10 protein-coding genes are annotated in these 20,915 nt (G+C 58.7%); all 10 read right to left on the bottom strand.

The window, feature by feature from the left end; all coding sequences use genetic code 11:
- Positions 1-26 precede the first annotated feature (26 nt).
- The 10 genes from CI070_RS10500 to CI070_RS10450 all read right to left on the bottom strand — a co-directional run bounded on the left by CI070_RS10500 (position 27) and on the right by CI070_RS10450 (position 20,882).
- On the bottom strand, positions 27-9,485 hold the full coding sequence (locus tag CI070_RS10500) for an autotransporter-associated beta strand repeat-containing protein (protein WP_094135789.1): 9,459 nt from the start codon (positions 9,483-9,485) through the stop codon (positions 27-29).
- 381 nt (positions 9,486-9,866) lie between these two features.
- Positions 9,867-10,646, bottom strand: a complete 780-nt coding sequence (trpA, locus tag CI070_RS10495; protein WP_179218331.1) for a tryptophan synthase subunit alpha — start codon at positions 10,644-10,646, stop codon at positions 9,867-9,869.
- A gap of 23 nt (positions 10,647-10,669) precedes the next feature.
- Positions 10,670-11,842 carry a tryptophan synthase subunit beta gene (gene trpB, locus CI070_RS10490; RefSeq protein WP_094135785.1) on the bottom strand — a complete coding sequence of 391 codons (1,173 nt, stop codon included), beginning with the start codon at positions 11,840-11,842 and terminating at the stop codon, positions 10,670-10,672.
- Positions 11,839-12,486, bottom strand: a complete 648-nt coding sequence (locus CI070_RS10485; protein WP_094135783.1) for a phosphoribosylanthranilate isomerase — start codon at positions 12,484-12,486, stop codon at positions 11,839-11,841. Before CI070_RS10485 ends, trpB begins: the two co-directional genes overlap by 4 nt.
- Entirely contained in the window at positions 12,483-13,268 is a 786-nt protein-coding gene (locus tag CI070_RS10480; protein WP_094135781.1) for an indole-3-glycerol phosphate synthase TrpC, read from the bottom strand. The genes CI070_RS10485 and CI070_RS10480 overlap by 4 nt, the downstream gene beginning before the upstream one ends.
- Entirely contained in the window at positions 13,258-14,850 is a 1,593-nt protein-coding gene (gene trpD / locus CI070_RS10475; RefSeq protein ID WP_094135779.1) for an anthranilate phosphoribosyltransferase, read from the bottom strand. The genes CI070_RS10480 and trpD overlap by 11 nt, the downstream gene beginning before the upstream one ends.
- Positions 14,834-16,225: an anthranilate synthase component I family protein gene (locus tag CI070_RS10470; protein ID WP_094135777.1), complete on the bottom strand. Its 1,392-nt coding sequence runs from the start codon at positions 16,223-16,225 to the stop codon at positions 14,834-14,836. Before CI070_RS10470 ends, trpD begins: the two co-directional genes overlap by 17 nt.
- Before the next feature lie 552 nt (positions 16,226-16,777).
- Positions 16,778-19,006 (bottom strand): sodium-translocating pyrophosphatase, encoded by a 2,229-nt coding sequence (locus CI070_RS10460; RefSeq protein ID WP_179218323.1) that lies wholly within the window; start codon positions 19,004-19,006, stop codon positions 16,778-16,780.
- Positions 19,007-19,136: 130 nt separating this feature from the next.
- Positions 19,137-20,126, bottom strand: a complete 990-nt coding sequence (locus CI070_RS10455; RefSeq protein WP_094135773.1) for an aldo/keto reductase — start codon at positions 20,124-20,126, stop codon at positions 19,137-19,139.
- 15 nt (positions 20,127-20,141) lie between these two features.
- Complete coding sequence (locus CI070_RS10450) at positions 20,142-20,882, bottom strand: lipoyl protein ligase domain-containing protein (RefSeq protein WP_094135771.1); 741 nt, start codon at positions 20,880-20,882, stop codon at positions 20,142-20,144.
- Positions 20,883-20,915: the final 33 nt, after the last annotated feature.

The following is a 20,915-nucleotide window of genomic DNA, read 5'->3' as shown; positions in this document are numbered from 1 at the left end:
GCTTTTCGATTGCCAACGTTTTTCCTTTAGAAGTTGTAGCGGTAGCCGACGCTCCCGTTGATGGAGCTGGAACCGCTGCGGACATCCGCGTTGCCGTCCACGAAAATGACGCCCTTGGTGCCCACGGGAACGCTCAGCCCCGCACCAATCTGGAAGGCCGTGCTTCCAACCTTGGCGCCATATACCGGACGCGTATAGGAAGGATCCGCCAGGAAGCCCACATTGGCCTGCCCGCGGCGGTCTCCCATATCCTGGGAAACGTTCACCCGTACCTCTCCCAGCGCTTCACGCCCGAAGACGTTGGCCCCCATGAGTCCGGAGAGCCGGACGCCCACAGCGACAGCAGCCGTAGTCAGTTCCTGGTCTTCCACCCTCAATCCGGCATTTCCGGCAGAGCCGCTTTCCTGATAACCGTCCATGCGGGTCGTCACAATGGAAGCGTTGAATAAAGGCTGGAGAATCACGCTCCTGTCTTCATTGAGAGCGATGTCGTACGCCAATTCGTACATGGCTCCGAAACCGGCCCCCGTCGTACTGCCGTGGGCCTGGTAAGAACCCGTACCATAGTTCACCGTGCGCGTCAGCGCGGCATCATTCCAGCCGCCCGTCAGGATCAGCAGATGGGACCATTTGCGGGACTGGTAGCGGACGAACAAATTGACATAGTAACTGTCCAGGTCTCCATCCGCCGTATCCGCAGCATTGGCTGTCAGGCTTCCGTAATTGGCCGTAAACGCCGCTCCCGCCGTAAAGCGGGCGTTGATATCCACGTCCATGCCTACCGTGCCGCCCCAGGTAGTAAGTTCGTAGCCGCTTTCATCGCCCTTGGTATCCAGCTTGGCATAGGACCCTGTCCCCTGCATCCACATATGGAAGTAGGGCATGTCCTCATGGACGTATGCGGGATTAACGCCCATCTGCGCCACGCGGTTGCGTATCCAGCCCATCTGGTCACGCAGGGAGTCGCGCTGGGCGATGCCCAGGCTGGTAACCGTGCTGCCGGCGGCGGCGGCCAGTTTGCGGGCGGCGCCGGAATAGTCGCCTGAATTCTGGGAGAGAAGAACAGAGGTATAGAAATCGCGCAAGGCAGAGCCTTCCTCCATGTGGTAGCGGGAATTCCAGAGGATGTCCGCTCCCGTGGAGGCATTCCGCGTCAGGGACGAGTTACGGAAAATGTTTTCCGTGCGCGCCGTGCCGGTGAGGATGATGGCCGTCATGCTGTCATTGGTGGCCAGCTCCAGATTTTCATACATGGAGCCAAGAATCATGTCCTGAAGGGTGACGTTGCCGCCCAGGGACACCAGCGCGCCGTCCGTCGTCTTGAACAATTCCATATTCAGCGTTTCCGCGCTCCCGGAAACCAGGGTATCCAGATTGTTCATGACCAGCGTGACTTCTCCCGTCCCGTCTCCCAGCGTAATGTTGCCGCTGGAAGTAACGAAAGGATTGCCCAGGCCGTCCACCGTGGTGGCGGAGGTGGTAATGGCAACCGTGCTGTCCCCCGTTACGCTCAGGCCGTCCGAGCCAAGCGTCAGCTGGGTTTTAGGATCGTCCGCACTGCCGATATTGAGCGTGCCGCCGTTCACGGTAATCCCCTGATAGGAAGCCTGGGCGGGATTGCCGCCCTCCCCTGCCGCTCCGGCCAGGGTCAGGACGCCGCCGTCACTCACATTCAGGAGATAACCCGCATTGCCCGCACCCTTGAGAGTCTGGACGCTTCCGTTGCCGGATTTGACGTTGAGCGTTCCGGATGCCCCGTCCAGCGTACCGGTAAAGGTATGGGAGGCGGAGGAGTTGATCGTCATTTCCGCGCCGCTCAGCTTCAGGGCTCCGCCGCCCGCCAATCCGGAAACGGTGTTCACGGAACCGGTTGCCGCGGACAGGGCGGAACCTTCACGGATGTCCAGCAGAACACCATTCAGGGAAGAGCCGTTGCCCAATGTCAGGGAGGAGTCCGTGCCCGTGCCGCCCAGGGTCAGCGTACCGTCCCCGGAGATAGTCACCTCCGTGACATGGCTGCCGGCCTGCTGGCCGGTAAGAACCATCTGGGTTCCGTTACCCAGCTCCAGAGTTCCCCCTTCCGCGCCGGAAGCCAGTGTTTCCACCGTAGTTATGCGGGACGCGCCGTCATCACGGCCGCCCAGCGTTATGTCTCCGCCCGCGAGTTCCAGCTCAGTAAGGCTATTGCCGGCGCCGTTCAGGACGATGTTCCCTTCCGAGGAAGTGAGCCTGGAATCATTTCCGGTGAAGTTGCCCTCCACGGTGAGGGTTTCCGCGCCTTTTTTGACAAAATCCACATGGTCCCCGCTGATGGTTCCGCCGTAGCTGTTGCTGCCGGCGTCAACGTCCTGAACCAGATCCACTACGACGTGGTTGGAGGCCGCATCATCCGCCGTATTCGTCACCACCAGCGCACCGTCGCTGCCGACCAGATTGCTGACTTTCAAGCCGTCTCCGTTCCGGGAGGCTTCCGGCGCCCCGTTCAGGCTCACATGAAGCGTAGTGCCATTAATACCGACGGACTTGTAGGGATCCAGCGCGGCGTAATCGCCGATATTGGGGTCGTCTGAATTGGGGGTGGTGTCCACCAGATAGACAAGATCCGTATTGCCGCTGACCATCAGCGTCCCGTTCGCACCCAGGACTTCCGTCACGGTATAACCGAGAGAAGTCAGAAGAGGTGAGAATCCGATTTGCTTGAAATTATCCACAGCCAGGGTTCCCATTGTCAGTACAAGCCCTACGCCGTCAGTGGAATCCCGGTTGGCGGCGAGCAGGTCCAGAACGCCCTGGTTGCTGAGGTTGATGGTTGTGTCGGCGGCGGAGAGCGTCAGGCTGTCCGCATCAATGACGCCCTGTCCGGTTGTTCCGCCCGCGGTAAGGCTGCCGGAATCCAGTTTCAGCGTCACCGTCTTGCCCGTCATGTCCAGAGCCCCGGAAACGCCTGTAAGCCGGGAGTAATCCTCCATGACGATGGAGCCGACCATGGAACCGGACAAACCGCCCAGGTTGATCGTATTCAGGTCTCCCTGCGTTCCGGCGGAAGCGGCTACTTCCACATTCCCGGCGGTTTTGGCTTCCGCGTTTTCCAGGCTGCCCTTCGTAATCAGAATGACGTTGGCCGCATCCAGGGAAGCCAGATCGAGAACGCCGTCGTTGACGGTGACCCGCCCGGACCCCAGGGAGTCAGCCCCTCCCAAAGTAACGGTGCCCGTTCCCGCGAGGGTGGTGGAACCGGTGAACCCGGTGTTGCCGGCCGCCAGCGTTATCTCTCCGGCAGTGTCAATGACCAGGGAACCGTCTCCGGAGAGGGACCCGGCCCAGGCGCTCCCGTCACCCAGACGCGCCGTAGCGCCGCCCGCAATGGAGAGTGCGCCCAGGAAGGTGTTCGCTCCAGTGAGTTCCAGCGTTCCGGCGTTTACGGATACCGTGCTGCCGGCCGTGCCGCTGATGACGCCTCCGTAGGAGAAATCGCGGGCAAAGGCCAGCGTGGAGTTGTTCTGGATGTCAATGCTGTCCCCCAGTTTGGTCACATTGGCGGAATTCACGGTCACCGTGCCGCGGTGCACCTTTAGCTGACCGTCCAGGTTGACGCCGCCCGCCAGGGTCATATTGCCCGCGCCCTGGGTGGAGAACGCCGTTCCGCTCAAATCGCCGCTGAAGGTGAAATCCTTGGTGGCAAAGACCTGGTTGCCCGTAAAGACAACGTCATTGGCAAACGTTCCTCCGGCTGTTCCGTTCCATTCCGTACGGACGTTGGAATCCGCAAGTTTCAAGATGCCGTCCGCCCCCATCGTTACGTTATTCAATTGGAAATAGCCGGACGTCACGGACAGGATCCCCTGAAATTCCGTGCTCATATTCAGGACATTGGCCCCATAGCTGGTTCCCAGTCCCACGGAAACGGTACCGGAACCGGAGGCATTCAGGTTCAGAGCCGAGTTATCATTAGCCCCGCTGACCATCAGTACGGAACCGTCCGCCAATTCCACGGCTTTTCCATTGGCCAGAGCCTTGGCGACGGTGGCGGCCACTTCCTCGCCCAGCGTCATGGAACCGCCCGTCCACGTCATGTTGTCTGCGGTAAACGCCGTGGCAAAAGAACCGGAAGCCAGATTGAGGCTGCCGCCCTGCAGGTTGATCATGCCCATTCCCGGCTGAACTTCCGCGGTAGCCAGCGTGAGCATGCCGTCCGTAACGGTAATGGCGCCGGACCCCAGGGAGTTGACGACCTGGGCTACCAGTTCGCCCTGCTGGACGGAAATATCCCCGTTCCAGCCCGTGTTGTCCAAATTAAGGACCAGCTTCCCTTCGCCGCGCTTGGTCAGCGTTCCCTGGGCGATTTTTCCGGTGCCGTCGGAAACGAAGACATAATCGCTGCCGGCAGCATTGTTGACTGTGATGGAAGCAGGATTCACCGCTCCGGATAGGGTGACGGTTCCCGCCCCGGTACTGTTGAAGATCAGATTCTTCCCGGCAGCCGTATCCGTGGAACCTTCAATGCCCCACATGGCGCCCGTGTTCGTATCGCTCCAGGTCACTCCTTCCGCTCCCTGCCAGATCCACACGTCCCCGGCGGAAGTCACTACCAGCTTGAGGGATGTTCCCGTCTGCTCCAGTTCATAAATCAGCGTTTCGTCCCCAGTATATCCGGCCCAGTTAAAGACGGCGCTGGCGGCATCAAGACCGCTGGCGGCGGAAATCAGGGTATATTCCCCGGCATCCGTAATGCCTTCAAGCCCGTTCAGCGTAAGATTGAACGTTCCGGCCCCGAAAGCGCCGCCCACTTCGAGGGCGGAGCTGATATCCAGTGTCAGCGTAGAGTTGGCCGCCAGGTTCAGGGCGCCCGCAGTCGTCATCCGCGTATTGGCCGCCATCGTGATATTCCCCAGGGACGTAGCTCCGGAAGCAGTAAGAGCGAGCGTTCCCCCCTGAATATCCGTCAGCCCCGTGTAGCTGACCGTTCCTCCCAGCGTCAGCGTTTCCTCGCCGACCTTGGTCAGAGACAGGACGCCGGATTCGTCATACGAAATGGAAGTGGCTCCGTACCCAAGAGCAACACCACGGTCTGTGAGCGTGCCGTTGTACGTGCCGGCCCCCACCGTCAGCGTGCGCGCACCGCCTACGGCTCCCACTTGGGAATTTTCCGTTCCGTCCAGAGAGGCAATTTCAACATCCCCCAGCACGCGCATGAAAGCGAATCCGGTCGTGTCCGTTCCGGATGTCAGGGTGACGCCACCCTGAGAGATGGAAGTGCGCAGATCCAGCCCGGCGCTATAGCCGTTGGAAGCATTCATGGTGATCATTCCGGTAAATCCGGAAGCGTCTCCGCTGATGATGAGCTTTCCGTTGGAATTGTACCTGCCGTCGCCCGCTCCGCGGCTGTAAGTCAGAGAGCCGGCTCCAGTGAGCGTTCCGGTGAAGCCCATTTCTTTGGCCCAGTTGTCCCTGCCCACCAGGGAGACCGCCCCGTTGACGGTAACGGTTCCGGTGAAGCTATGCTGATAGTCCGCGGCGCTTGCCTGGGAGGCGTCCACCCATTTCAGGGAAACGGCGTCGGACGCGTTTGTTCCCAAAATCAAATCGGAGTTGATGGTATGGTGGGAGGTTCCCGAACTGTTGCCGGCAATAATCAGCGACGTGCCGTTTTCCAGGGTGACGGAAGAACCCGCGCTTCCCCAGCGGATGGATGAGGTTCCGTTCCCTATCTGGAGGTTGCCCTCCTGCACCACGATGTGGCCGGAGTTGCTCCCCGTCAGTTTCAGCAAGCCCGTGCCGGTTTTCCGGACAGTTCCTTCCCCAGTAATGGCATTGCCGAAAACGATGTCGGACGGAGTCGCCAGAGTGATGAAAGAGTTGGCATCCGGAGAAAGGGAGAATACCGGGTTAGTGACGGTTCCCAAATCCACCGTCACCGTCGCTCCATTGGCCGCACCCAAAAAGGAACCGGCCTCCCAGGTTACCCCCGTGCCGGGAAGGGCCGTATCATAACCGAATGCCAGAACACCCTGCGACACAGCCACAGTAGTACCCGTGCCGAGTATGGAAGAGGTGCCGAGGACCAACGTTCCCGTGCCTTCCTTGGTGACGGCCGTATTGGTAATTTCTCCCGTCCCCGTCAGTTCATAACGGGTAGTGGAGTTGCGGACAAGCATGGAGCTTGGCGAAACCTCGGAATCCAGCTGTACAACAGAGTTAGAGACTCCGGCCTGGTCTGCAAAGGAAACCGCCAGACCGTCCTCATACGAGGCTGGGGCGCCGTCGTCCGTCCAGACATTTTCCGCGCTCCAGACGCCGCTTTCACCGCCCGCCCACAAGAGGAGGGTTCCCGCCGTATAAACAAGGTCTTTGCCGTTTTCGGAAACGGTGACGGTTCCCGCCACGCCGTCAGCAAAGGAAACCTTAATGGAAGATATATTGGACAGGCCTGTAGTTGAAAGGACGGACATGCCGTCTGTCAGGGTTCCGAATTCGGAAAGATCCAGGCTCAATTCTCCTTCAGCGGAAAGAGCGAACGTACCGTCCACACTGATTCCCGTTCCTGCCCCTCCCGCCAGCGCCAGCACGCTGGAACCGGTCATGTTCAGATTCCCCGTAAAGAAAGAATCCTGGAACATGGTCACGATGTCGAAACCGGTCACAGCCGTATTGGAGAAGGAAATGGCATGGTCCGCCGTATTGCCGTAACCGCCCAGAAGCAAGGAAGAGGTGCCGCCTACCGTACCCTCCGATGCATTCAGCGTACTGCCCGTACGGAATACTGCTTTCTTAACGGTAAGAGTAGCGTCCCCGTTCACAGCGGACCTTGCCCCGCCGCCGCCCGCATAGAGGGCTCCCGTATAAGTGCCGCCATCCAGCGTCAGGCTGGAATTGCCGCTGACGGTGGATGTTCCGGAGGTGCCGTAGCCGCCGCCATAGACAGCCCCGGTAAAGACGGCGTCACTGGCGGCGGTAATGCTGACGCTGGAATCGCCTCCTATCGTATACGCCCCGGAACCTCCCGAATAGGAACCGCCCACGATGCTCTTGACAAAGCTGCCGGAGGCCGTTCCCAAATCAATCGTCACATTGGTGCTTCCGGTAATGGCGGCACGGGATGAGGAGTTGGCTTCATAAGTGCTGCCGCCGATGATGAAGCCCCGGACAACGGAGTTGAGCGAAATGGTTTCGTCCGTGACGCTTTGCATGCTGCGCACGACGACGTATGTGCTGCCGTCAAGGTTGTTTACGGAATTATGGGCTGCCGTGCCTCCGCCTACCAAACTGCCTTTAATGACGGCATTCCCGTCCACGGATACGTAAACGTTTCCCGTGATGCCTGCCGCCTGGCCGTCCTTGTAGTTGCCTCCCACGACCCAGTTGACGGAGGTGTCCCCCTGAATCTGGGTATGGACGTCTCCCGTAACGTTCCACTTGCCGGAACCGCTCCAGTTGTTGGCATAGCTGCCGCCGATAATCAGATTATAATTGCCCCCCAGCACATCCGTCCAGATGCCGGTGGTGATTTGCGTAGCCGTGGCATTGGACGCAGTATTGTAGTAGCCGCCGGCCAGGGTCACTCCTGTCAGGTCTCCCGTTCCGGTGACGGCATTCACGGAACCGAACCCCTCCTGCATGGAAGAAGGCCGGATACCGTACAGGGACAAAGACTGCTGGTTCGCCAGCGTACCTGTTGCGGAAGAGGGAGCTTCTTCCAGCCCCCAGGCAGGGTCCCAGACGGTCTCATGGGCGCCGGAAGCCGTAAAGGTGATGACTGTTTTTCCGTCCACAGTACTGATCGTGTACAGGGATTCGTCAACATCCGCCAGAGTGAAGCCAGACCCCAGATCAACGCCCAGGTTATAGGAGGTGTTCACCAGGGCTTCAGAACCGAACAGGTCCTGGAATTCCTGAAAACCGGAGAAATCAATGAGACCGGAAGTCAGCGTCACGTTCTGCAGCACGCTGCCTACATTGTCCATGGAAGTATAATACAGGCGGCCTCCATCCACCGTCACATTGCCCGTGATCTCCCCGGAACCGTTGGCAAGGATGCCCATCGTTTCCCCTACCGTGAAGGCGTCCTGGAAATGCATGGTGCCCGCAGAAGCGGAAAGGACGCCATTTCCCGACAGCCCCGCCACGGTCATGGTTCCGGCCCCCGCATCCAGTCTGCCCCCGGCAAGAGCGGCGTTGATAGAGCCGACCTTGGAGAGAACAGCGCCGGAATTGACGGTATAGGTTCCCGTAAGCGCTACGTTCTCGGAAAGATGCACCCAGCCCGACTGGGCAACAAAGTTGCCGGCTCCGGTGATGGAGTTGCCAATAACATCCGCCGTTTCTCCCGCAGTACCATAATACGTCACATACTGGGAACCAGTGGAAGTGGTTACGGCAGCATTGCCAAGGGAGCCAGAAGAACTAATTCCCAGGGAGGTGAAGTTACGCGTAACGGCAATCGTCCCTCCAATTTCATTGGAGGCATTGAGCAGGTTGTAATAGGTATATTCATTCGCGCCGCCGCTGATGGAGAAACCGCTTGCCGCGGTAAGAACACCGGAAAACTTCACGTTCTTGCCCCAGCTGGAAGTCAGATTGACGCCGCTGCCGAACGTCGTCGCTCCGGAAAAGTTAAAACCGCCGCTGTTGACGGAAGTGGCGTTATAGCCGGCAGACCCCGCCACGGAAGGACCGTCCTGTACGTTCAGCGTGGTGCCGTCACCCATCACCAGTTTCTGGGACCAGGTGACATTGCCGGAAAACAGGGAAAGAGTGCCGCTGCTGATTTTAAGAGTGGCATCAGGAGAGGACGCGGGCGTAAGCGCCGTACCCTTGTTGGAATTGCCCAGGGTGAAGGTCCCTCCCCCCGTATAGTCCACTGTCACGGTCCCGCCGAAACTGCCGCCGTAGGAGGAAGAATTCCCCGTGATGGTCAGCGTAGTCCCCTCCCCGGTGATCAGAGCCGCGGTATTGTTGTGCTCCAGCTTGCTGATGGAAGTGTTCACGCCGGCTTTCAGGACGGAAGCTCCCGTCGTGTAACCGTGGCCGCCCAGCTTGATCGTGGCGTATTGGGCAGCCTGCGCGTGGTTGAGATTCAGGATGTTATTCTGTGATCCTCCCGTCGTGTTGGAATAAAGGGAAATGATTCCGTTGAAGGTCCCTGCTCCGTTCAACGTCAGCGTGGAAAGGCTGGCGCCCCCGCTGGCCACGCGGTTTACCGTCAGTATGGCTTCCGGGGCCGTTCCGTTCAAATTGGTGATGGTGGCCGTGCCGGCTCCGGCAAAATTCAAGGTGGTAGAAGCCGTGACAGTACCAATGTCATAGGAGGCCGTACCTCCCGCCGCCACATTCACCTGCGTTCCGTCAAAGGCAACATCCGCCGCATAAGACTGTGATGCTGTCATCAGAAGACCAGAAACTCCTGCCAGCGTGGCAGTGCCAAGCGTTACTCCGGAGAAGGAGGTCATCAGGGCAGCCAACAAATTCAAAGGGAGGTGTAATTTCATGTAACGTTTGATAATTAGGTATTTAATGAAACAAATAAGACCCTTTCCCACAACACGGCAAGGGGAATATGATTGTGAATATAAATAAGGAATTCGCAATCCGCTGTCAAAGGAAAAGAAGCAGTTACAACGGTTTTCCGGAATATCCGGGCCGTTCCTTCCGTCAAAGAAAATCCAGATTTCCCTCCGACAGATTATTCTGAAGATAATAACATATTAATTATCAATACAATTTTTATTTAGAAAATTGAATAATATGTGAATAAAAGCGAAGCGGATTGCGAATCCGTATTTTCATAACCTATTACCAGATAAAATAAAATAGGCCTGCACAATAAGTTGCGCAGGCCTATCCTTAAAAGCCAGGGAGAAACGCGCGGTTCAGCCTCTGGTCCATTTTCCCAAAAATTCCCAGGCGTCCTTCCCTTCTCCAATATGCCTGAGCAGAGCGCTCCCAAGCACGGCGGCATCCGGCCGGGCATCTTCAGGCAGCGTCTCCAGCTGGTCCGGCGTCTGAAGCCCGAAGCCCAGCGCCAGCGGCACATCAAAAACTGACCGGGCACGGCGCATAGTTTCCGTCACGCTCTGTTCCAGGTTAGCCTTCCCTCCGGTGGTTCCCAGAACGGAAACCACATAAACGAAGCCGGAAGTATAAGGCTTGTATTCCCGCATGCGTTCCACGGAAGTATTGGGAGCCACCAGAGTGACGAGCGTCAGGCCACGGGGGCTGAAAACTTCCCGGAACATTCCGGATTCCTCCAGCGGCATATCCGGTACGATGAAACCGCTGACGCCAGCCTCCTCCGCATCCCGGGCAAGCTGTTCCAGGCCATACTGGTAAAAGGGATTTACATATCCCATCAGCACCAGCTTGGCAGAAAAACAGCCCTTACGGGCTTTCAGGCCGTCCAGAATCCATTTCAGGCTGACGCCGCGGGCCAGGGCATCCCGGGATGCCTGTTCAATAACCGGGCCGTCCGCCACGGGGTCCGAGAAGGGAACTCCTATTTCAATAATATCCGCGCCGGATTCGTCAATGCGGGACAGGTGGGTCCAGAAAGAATCCTTGTCCGGAAATCCGGCGGTGATAAAAGGAATAACGGCGCGTCTGCCAAGGGCATGGGCCCTTTCCACGGCTTCCTGTAACGGTGTTTTCTGCATGTTGTTCATGGAAATGATGCGGCTTAAAGATTGATATATTTCCTGACGATTCCCAGGTCCTTGTCTCCGCGGCCGGAGAGATTGACCAGAACGTCCCCTCCCTGCGGCAATTCCTCCGCATGGTCCAGCACCCAGGCCACGGCATGGGAGGATTCCAGCGCAGGAATGATGCCTTCCTTCCTGGTGAGCGTCTGGAAAGCGTTTAAAGCGGAGGCGTCGCAAATCATACCGTAATGAACGCGCCCCGTTTCCGCCAGATAGGCGTGTTCCGGGCCTACCCCGGGATAGTCCAGCCCGGCGGAAATGGAATGGGACGGCTGTATTTGCCCGTCTTTATCCTGTAAAAGCATCGTCACATGGCCGTGCAGCACGCCGGGACTGCCCAGATTGATGGGGGCGGAGTTATAGCAGCCGGGCTCACCGGTGCCTCCCGCCTCGACACCCACCAGGCGGACGCCTTCATCCTCCACAAAGGGGTGAAGCATGCCGATGGCGTTGGAGCCGCCGCCCACGCATGCCACCACCACATCCGGCAGCCTGCCTGCGCGCTCCAGCATCTGGGCGCGGGCCTCCCGCCCAATGACGGATTGAAGCTGCCTGACCAATGTGGGGAACGGATGGGGGCCAGCCGCCGTACCGAAACAATACAGGGTATCCGCCTGATGGGAAATCCAGTAGCGCAAAGCCTCATTGATGGCATCCTTCAACGTGCGGGAACCGCTCTCAATCGGGAAAACCGTCGCTCCCAGCAGTTTCATGCGCATGACGTTCATGGACTGGCGTTCTACATCCTCTGCGCCCATAAAAATGGTGCAATCCATGTTAAGCCGGGCGGCCGCCGTAGCCGTAGCCACGCCGTGCTGCCCCGCCCCGGTTTCCGCAATAAGATGCGTTTTCCCCATCATTTTGGCCAGAAGGGCCTGGCCGAGGGCGTTGTTGATTTTGTGGGCTCCGGTGTGCAGCAGGTCCTCCCGTTTCAGCCACAGGCGGAAGCCCAGTTTTTCCGAAAGGTGGGGACAGAACGTGAGGGGAGTTTCACGCCCAGCGTAATGGACCAGCAGATCCTGAAGCGCATCCCGGTACTCGCGGGACGGCATGATGGAGTCCATGGCTTCCTCCAGCTCCATAAGCGGGGGGCGCAGCGCTTCCGGTACGAAGCGACCGCCGAAATTGCCGAAATATCCTTCTTTCTTCATGCGATGTGGTAAGGAGTGTAAGGGGTGAGTGGTTTGAGGGCCGCCAGCAGTTTTTGCGGGCTTTTCTGGCCGGGAATGGCTTCCACGCCGGAGTTCAGGTCTATGCCGTCCGGAGAGCATTGTTCCAGCGCCCTGTTCAGAGAGGCGGAGGAAAGGCCGCCCGCCAGGAACCAGGGCCGGGGGGAACTCAGAAACGCCAGGGAGGACCAGTCAAGGGAAACGCCGTGGCCGCCGCCCTGGCTGCCGGCATCCAGCAGAAACCAGGCGCAGCTGTCCGCCCATAGCTCCATTTCCCTTTGCAGGGCATCTACGGATTCATACCGGTCCGGCCACAATACGCGGATCACTTTTTCCGGACCGATGCGGCGCGCGCAGTCCAGAGAATGGGCACCATGAAGCTGGGCAAATTCCAGACGGGCCGTTTTCATGATATCCATGATTTCCTCCGCGTTCTGGTTCACGAAAACGCCCACGCGGCGGATCAGGGCGGAGTCCAAGGCTGCCGCGCGCGACGGCGCAATATAACGCGGACTTCCGGGATGAAAGATGAAGCCGCAGAAATGGGCCCCCATCCCCATGGCGGTTGATAAATCGCTCTGGCGGGTAATTCCGCACACCTTGATTGCAAATGAATGCTTCTTCATATTGTTTCTTCTAAAATTGCTGCCAGTTTTTCACCCGGCCTTCCTCCGTCCATCAGGGCTGTTCCCATCAGTACGGCCTGGAAGCCCGCTTCCGCGGCTTCCCTGAGATGAGCCCCGGCGCTCATGGCGCTGGCGGCAATCCACACCTCCCCCTCACGGCGGAATTTCGCCATGTCCAGGCAGGCCTGCCTGTCCGTTCTCAAGGTATCCAGGTCACGGGCATTTACCTGGATGATGCGCGCGCCGGAGTCCCTGGCAATTTCCAGATCCGCCGCGTCAAACACTTCCACAACGGCGTGCATGCCGTAAGCCTCCGCCTGCTCCCTGAGAACACGGAGCGTCCGTGCGTCCGGCGTCAGACGGACGATGAGCAGCAACGCGGAAGCCGGCGTAGAAGCCGTCTCCATCACCTGAAGCTGATGAAAAATGAAATCCTTGCGGAGAAGCGGAAGCCCGGCGCGGCTCATGCGTTCCAAATATCCGATGCGGCCGCCGAAAAACTGTTCTTCCGTCAACACGGAGATGCAGGAGGCTCCCGACGCAGCGTACTGTTCAGCCACTTCCTCCGGTTTCAACCCGGAGGCGATGACGCCGCGCGACGGAGAGGATTGCTTGAACTCCGCAATGACCGCCACCGGCTGACCGTCCGGCGGTTCCGCAATGGCTTTCAGGAAATCCGGCCGGCGCCCCTTCCACGGGCGCGGCAGTTCCCGGCGGGAGGCCATGTCCATAAGCAGGGCTATTTCCTCCGCCTTGGCTTCCCGGAACCGGTCAAGCAGCATGAAGCGTTCTCCTTCCTATGCCGGCGCAGACGGCTTCCCGCGCTTTCGCCATGCAGACGGACAGGTCCATGTGCTCCTCCAGCAGGAACATGGCTACCCCCACATTCAGAATCACCATATCCATCATGGCACGCGGGCCTTTCCCCGCCAGGATGTTCTTCAGCACATCCACGGCTTCCGACTTGGAATGAACGGCCAGTTCCTCCGGATTGCAGGGCTGGATGCCGTAATCCGAGGGGTCCAGGGACATGGGCGTCAAGTTACCGTTGTGGACGATCATCATCTTGGTGGGCCCCAGCGGCGTCACCTCGTCATATCCCCCGGCGCCATATACTACGGCAGCCTTGCGGATGTGGGACTGGCGGAGCGTCTCCGCCAGCAGCTCAACGAGTTCCGGACGGGCCACACCCAGCAGGATATGCGTGGGGCGCGCCGGGTTGATAAGGGGCCCCAGCAGATTGAACAGGGTGCGGATGCCCAGCTCCCGGCGGATGGGGCCTACATTACGGAAGGCAGGATGAAAATTAGGCGCGAACAGGAAAGCGAAGTTCCGCTCGTCCAACAGGCGCCGGACATCCTCCGGAGCTACGTCCAGCGGGAATCCCAGGCCTTCCAGAGCATCCGCAGAACCGCAGGAGGAGGACACGGCGCGGTTGCCGTGCTTCACCACCCTGTATCCCATTCCGGCCAGGGTCAAAGCCGTAGCCGTGGAGCAATTGAAAGAGTTGCGGCCGTCCCCTCCCGTGCCTACCACGTCAATGCAGTCGCCCTCCAATCCTTCCACCCGGTTGGCGCGCCCCAGGGCAATGCCCACGGCGTGGGCCATTTCCAGCGGGGTTTCCCCTTTCATGCGGAGCCCCATTAAAAAGCAGCCCGCCTGGGCCGGAGTCATGCGGCCATCCATGATGTCCGCAAAGCCTGCGGCGGCCATATCCGCCGTCAGATCCTGTCCGGCGGCCAGGGCGTCCAAAATGCGGCTGATGCGCTTTTCCTTCTGCCCCGAGGGCACGACGTTATCCGGAAAGTTGCCCAGAAGCTGAAGCCCGTCCGGCGTCAGGATGGATTCCGGATGAAACTGAATGCCCACCCACGGCCGGTCATTGTAGCGCAGAGCCATGACTTCCCCTTCCGGCCCGCGGGAAGTAACGGTAAAACGGGGGTTCGGCTCGTCCTCCTTGGACTGGACCACCAGGGAATGGTAGCGGCCCACGGTCATGGGATTAGGAAGTCCGGCAAACAACCCCGCGCCGTCATGGATGATGTCGGAGCTCTTGCCGTGCATGACATACGGGGCGCGGGAAACCTCCGCTCCGGCGAAGTAGCCCAGGAGCTGGTGCCCCAGGCACACGCCCAGCACGGGAACGGAAGCAGGGAGGCGTTTCAGGAACTCCAGGCACAGCCCGGCGTTGCGCGGATGGCTGGGGCCTGGGGAAATGCACACGGCTTCCAGCTCCGGGCTGGTCGCCAGTTCCAGGATACGCGGATCGTCATTCGCATGCACCACGGGCTTGCGTCCCAGGGCGTAAAACGCCTGCACCAGATTCCACGAAAAAGAATCGTAATTATCAATGAACAGAAACATGGTCTTCTCCTTTCAAAATAACGTCAATAATTTTGCCCTTGTTCATGCACTCCTGCCATTCGGCGGCCGGATCGGAATCATATACGATGCCGGCTCCCGTCTGCCAGTGGATGCGCCCATCCTTCACCCACATGCTGCGGATGGTAATGCCGGAATCCATGTGAACGCCGTTTTTGTCCAACCCCAGCCACCCGATGCATCCGGCATACGGACCGCGGGGCAAAGGCTCTTCCTCCGCCAGGATTTCCATGGCGCGCACCTTGGGGGCTCCACTAACCGTCCCGGCAGGGAAAGCAGCGCCGAGAATGTCCAAGACGCCCAACCCGTCGTTCACCTGGGCGGTCACGCGGGAAGTCATATGCATCACATGGGAAAAACGTTCAATCTCCATCAGGCGTTCCAGCTTCACGGAACCGGGCTTGGCGACACGGCCCAGGTCGTTGCGGCCCAGATCCACCAGCATGACATGTTCCGAACATTCCTTCGGATCTTTCAGAAGATCGGCGGCCAGGGCGGCGTCTTCCTCATCATCCCTGCCGCGCCTGCGCGTTCCGGCAATGGGGGAAAGCTGAAGTTTGCCGTCCGTACAGCGCACCATCAGCTCCGGAGAAGAACCGAACAACGTCACCTCCGGCAGGCGCATGAAAAACATGTATGGGGACGGATTAATGCTGCGCATGCGGCGGTACAGCATGAAAGCGTCTCCGTGGAACTCCGCGGAAGCCTGGGAGGAAAGCACCACCTGGATGGCTTCTCCGTCATGCAGCAGCTCCTTGATATGCTCCACCCCTTTCATGTAAGCCGCCTGGTCCGGCGTGCGGGAAACCTCCCCTATGGAAGGTTCCTCCGCCCCATGGAGCGGGGCATGGGACAAATCACGGTGTTCGCCCAGGCTGAGCTGGGTAAGGCGATTGTACAAATGGTCAAAAACAATCACGGTGCCGGCCAGCACCAGGCAGGACTCTGCGGAAGAGGCAGGAATGGCCTGCGCCAGCCTGGGCTGGAACAGGGCGGCGGTTTCATACCCGAAATAGCCGTACAGAGCCCTCGTGATGGGAGCCTGCCTCATATCGTCCCCTACCAGCTCCAGACGCTGCATCAGAACGCGCAGCCCATCCAGGTAAGGCATGCCTTCCAGCTCTTTCAGGGATGCCAGGCGGTAGTCTTCGATGGAAAGGGAAAGCCTGGCGTCTACGCAGGAAACGGTCATCAGATAATCGCAGGCGATGATGCTGTAGCGCCCCCATCTGCCGTCCACTTCCGCGCTTTCCAGCAGAAGTCCGGGAATTTTGTTCTGAGTCAGGCTCAGAAACAGGCTGATAGGGGTCTCCAGATCGGCACTCAGGCGGCGGCTACGCTGTTGGAGAGTAATCATGGATGGTGTTTGCATGGATGATGGATGTAAGTTGAAAATAAAAAAACTGCTTTGACTCTCGGAGGAATCAAAGCAGTTCTTGAAAAATGGTCATAGCTGAATGCTATTACTGCACCTCGGGATTCCCCCGTCCGGACATGGGTACGCGCCACCAATAGCCGTTGCCATAATAACGGTTCTTGCTAAAAAAGGGCTGTACAGTGCTGAAACGCATCTGCGCGTTTATTACTCCTCTGCCTCTGCCTTGTCAAAAAAACTTTCTGTCCATGACGAAAAAACACCGGAGCTTTCCCAACAGAGCCAAAGGAAGCAAACCCGCCTCCCCGGTTGCGATATTGAAGCCACTTTATCGTGAATATACCGGAAAACAGTTTCTTTGCCGGCCCTGGATCCAGTATTTTTGATGTCAATACTGACAGCAGAATAAAAAGCCGTTGAAAGAAACGGCCATTAAGCAACCGCTTGCCAGTGGACAGTTCTCTATCAGCCCAAAAAAGGGAGCCCGCCAATCCCGCGGGCTCCCTTCGTTAACCGTGAAAAAAATTTTCCTGTTTAAAACAGGGTCACGGCGATGTTCACGCCGGCGGTGACGATGGCCACCATGCTCATGAGCTTGATCAGGATATTGAGGGACGGGCCGGACGTATCCTTGAAGGGGTCGCCCACCGTATCGCCGATAACGGCTGCCTTATGGCTTTCCGAGCCTTTGCCGCCCACATGGCCCTGTTCAATATATTTTTTGGCATTGTCCCACGCGCCGCCGGAGTTCGCCATGAATACGGCGAGCACAAAGCCGGAAGCCAGGCCGCCGGCCAGCAGACCGAACACGCCGGGAACGCCGAAGACGATACCCATGCAGATGGGAGTGATGACCGCCAGCACGGACGGCCAGATCATTTCATGCTGCGCACCCGCCGTGGAAATTTCCACGCAGCGCACGTAATCCGGCTCTGCCTCCCCGGTCAGGATTCCCTTGATTTCCTTAAACTGGCGACGCACTTCCTTGACCATTTTTTCCGCGGCGCGGCCAACGGCATTCATGGTCAGTCCGCAGAACATGAAGGACATCATGGCCCCCACGAAGAGCCCCATGAGCACCTTCGGGTTCATCAGGGTTACCTGGAAATAGCCCATGAAATCAGACAGGGAAGCAGTAGCGATTTTGGAAACCTCCACGCTTACGGCGTCATTAATTTTGTAAATGGTATTGCCCGTGGCCTCACTCCAGTGAAGGATGGCAATCTTCAATTCTTCAATATAGGAAGCCAGAAGCGCCAACGCCGTCAGCGCGGCGGAACCGATGGCGAATCCCTTGCCCGTGGCGGCTGTCGTGTTGCCCAGGGCATCCAGGGCATCCGTGCGGCGGCGCACTTCCGGGTCCAGCTTGCTCATCTCCGCATTACCCCCGGCGTTGTCGGAAATGGGGCCGTAAGCGTCCGTCGCCAATGTCAGCCCCAGCGTGGAAAGCATGCCGACGGCGGCAATGCCAATGCCATATAGCCCCTTGCTCATTTCAGCCCCGGTGAAATGCCAGTCCCCGGAAGCCATGCCGTAAGCCAGCACAGTTCCCACGACGACAGTAATTACAGGAATGCAGGTGGAAATCATGCCAATGCCAATGCCGGAAATAATGACGGTGGCAGGCCCCGTCTTCGCGCTGTGGGCGATTTTACGGCAGGGATAGGAATCATGGGAGGTGTAATGCTCCGTGCTCTTGCCGATGACGATGCCCACCGCCAGGCCGGTGACGATGGCCCCCCAGATGCCGGCCCAGTTATCCAGGCCGATGAGCTGGAGCAGGAAAGCGGAGGCTATGGCAATCAGGAAGGAACTCAGGTTAATGCCGCGGTTCAGGGCTGCCATCAGCTCCGTCTGGGAAGCGCCGCGCTTCACGCGCACCGCGTACACGCCCAACAGGGAAAGAATGGTGCCGAGGGCGGCGATCAGCATGGGCGTAAGGACGGCCTTGATCGCCATTTCAGGAACGGCCATGTAAGCTGCCGCGCCTAAAGCGGCGGAAGCCAGAATGGAACCGCAGTAAGATTCGTAAAGGTCCGCCCCCATGCCGGCCACGTCCCCCACATTATCGCCCACGTTATCCGCAATGGTGGCGGGGTTGCGGGGGTCGTCCTCCGGAATGCCGGCCTCCACCTTCCCTACCAGGTCGGCTCCTACATCCGCCGCCTTGGTGAAAATGCCGCCGCCCACACGGGCAAACAGCGCCTGGAGGGAAGCCCCCATGCCGAAGGTCAGCATGGTGGTAGTGATGACGACCAGGCGCATGGAAAGCTCCATGTCCCCGTAAAACCAATCCAGCACCCAGTACCAGACGCCAATATCAAGCATGGCAAGGCCCACGACGGTCAGGCCGAGCACGGCGCCCGAGCGGAAAGCGATTTGCAGCCCGGCATCCAGGGAATGGCGGCAGGCATTCGCCACGCGGCCGGAAGCGTACGTAGCCGTCTTCATGCCGATGTACCCGGCCAGACCGGAGAAAAAGCCGCCTGAAATGAACGCGAACGGCACCCATGGATTCTGGATATGCAGGCAATAGGCCAGGAAAGCGAATACAATGGTAATCAGCACAAAGAAAATGGCGACAATCTTATACTGCTGCCGCAGATAGGCCATAGCGCCGCTGCGGACATGCCTGGCAATCATTTTCATAACTTCGTTCCCCTCATCCTGCGCTTTCATGCGGTAAAAAAAGATGCCCGCAAAAATGAGGGCCAGCACGGAAGCCGATGGGATGAGCCAAAATAAATCCTGGATGCTTATCATTGTCAGTACACTTTAAATTAAAGTGGTGGAAACATAACACCAGCTCTACTTTACTCCAAGAAAAAACCTGTGTCCGGAACGGAAAATGCCCCTTCCTGCAAAAAGACCAGCTCCACGGGAAAAGCAGCGCCTATCTATCCGCATTTGCGTCAATAAGAGAGAGCTCCTCCGGCGTAAACGGCGCGCTATCCAGAGCTTTCAGGCAATCCCTGATTTGCGAGGGGCGGCTGGCGCCAATCAGGGCCGTGGTCACTACGGGATCTTTCAGCACCCAGGCCAGGGCCATCTGGGCAAGGCTCTGGCCCCGACTCCGGGCCAGGGCGGCCAGACGGCGAATCTTATCCCCATACTGAAGAACCCGTTCTTTTGTTAAAAAGACGGAGGAACCTGCCGCGCGGGAATCTTCAGGAATACCCTCCAGATAACGGTCCGTCAACATCCCCTGGGCCAGCGGAGAAAAAGCGACGCATCCGGTACCCGTTTCCCGGACAGCTTGGAAAACGGATGTTTCCGGTTCCCGATTAAACATATTGTAACGAACCTGATGCACCAGGCACGGAACGCCGGCCTCCCCGAGCATGGAGCACATCTGTCTGGCCTGTTCCGCCGGGAACTTGGAAATACCGGCATACAGGGCCTTTCCGGAGCGAACCGCCGTAATGAGGGCTCCGGCCGTTTCCTCAAGGGGAGTTTCCGGATCATGCCGGTGCGCATAGAAAATATCCACATACTCCAGCTTCATGCGGGAAAGGGACTGGTCCAGGCTGGCAAGCATGTGTTTGCGGGATCCCCAGTCCCCGTACGGGCCGGGCCACATCAAATGCCCGGCTTTGGTAGCAATGACAAGTTCATCCCGGAAACGGGACAAATCCTGCATGAAAATACGGCCAAAGCATTCTTCCGCCGAACCGGGAGGAGGACCGTAATTATTCGCCAGGTCAAAATACGTAATGCCGGCATCAAACGCGCCGTGAATAAGCCGGCGGGCGTTTTCAAAATTATCCGCTGCGCCGAAATTGTGCCAGAGCCCCAGGGAAACGGGAGGGAGCAGCAGACCGCTGCGCCCGCAGCGGCGGTAGGCCGCATGGCTGTAGCGGCCGGGATCAGGAAGATAGTTCATCAGAAAAAAGGGAAATTACCGTGGTTGAGACGGGCGCCCATGCCGTACGCCGGAACGCCATGCTTCCGTACGGTATTTGGAAGCCAGCAGTTCCTCCACGCGGGCATCCATGCCGGGGAACAGTTCCGCGTCCACGCACAGGGAATGTTCCTCCGCCAGACGGGCGGCCAGCAATTCATCCCATCCGGAAGGAAGAAAACAATTCTGGATGCTCCCCTGGTGAAGAACGCCTCCGCGGACTCTTCTCTGGCCGCCGCCAGCCAGTTTCTCCCCGCCGGGAAGGACAAGATCACTCGTTACGGGGCTGGAAAAACAGGCCCGGCCTCCATCCGGAGCATCCCCGTCCAGCATCACGCACTCCACGCCGCAATCCCTCAGGACGCGGGCCAGCGCCCCATGAATCCAACGGTACAGAACCGCGCTGGAAGGACGCTCTTGTTCTCCCTTGCGGTGCATGGCCAGAGTAAAGGGAATATCCTGCCGATGATCCACAATTCCCCCGCCCGTCCAGCGGCGGACAAAATGAAGCTCCTCACCCGGGAAAATGGCGCGCGCTGTGGCTTCCTCATCAAAATAACCGTAAGTCACGGTCGGTTCCGCCCAGCGGTACGCCCTCAACACAGGTTTCCTGCCCCATTCCAGCAAAGCTTCGTCCACGGCCATGGCTTCCTCCCCGCTTCTGGCGACAGGATCACGCCACAGCACCAGCTCCGGCAGAGGGGATAAATTACCGACGATATTTGTAAACCCCAACATATTGCAACTACAGAACAATGAATGGCAGGAAAC

This window comes from Akkermansia muciniphila, assembly GCF_900184965.1.
In the GTDB taxonomy this organism is placed as follows: domain Bacteria; phylum Verrucomicrobiota; class Verrucomicrobiia; order Verrucomicrobiales; family Akkermansiaceae; genus Akkermansia; species Akkermansia muciniphila_A.
Note: the sequence above shows the minus strand (reverse complement) of the source record. Positions and strands in the feature narration are given on the sequence as shown.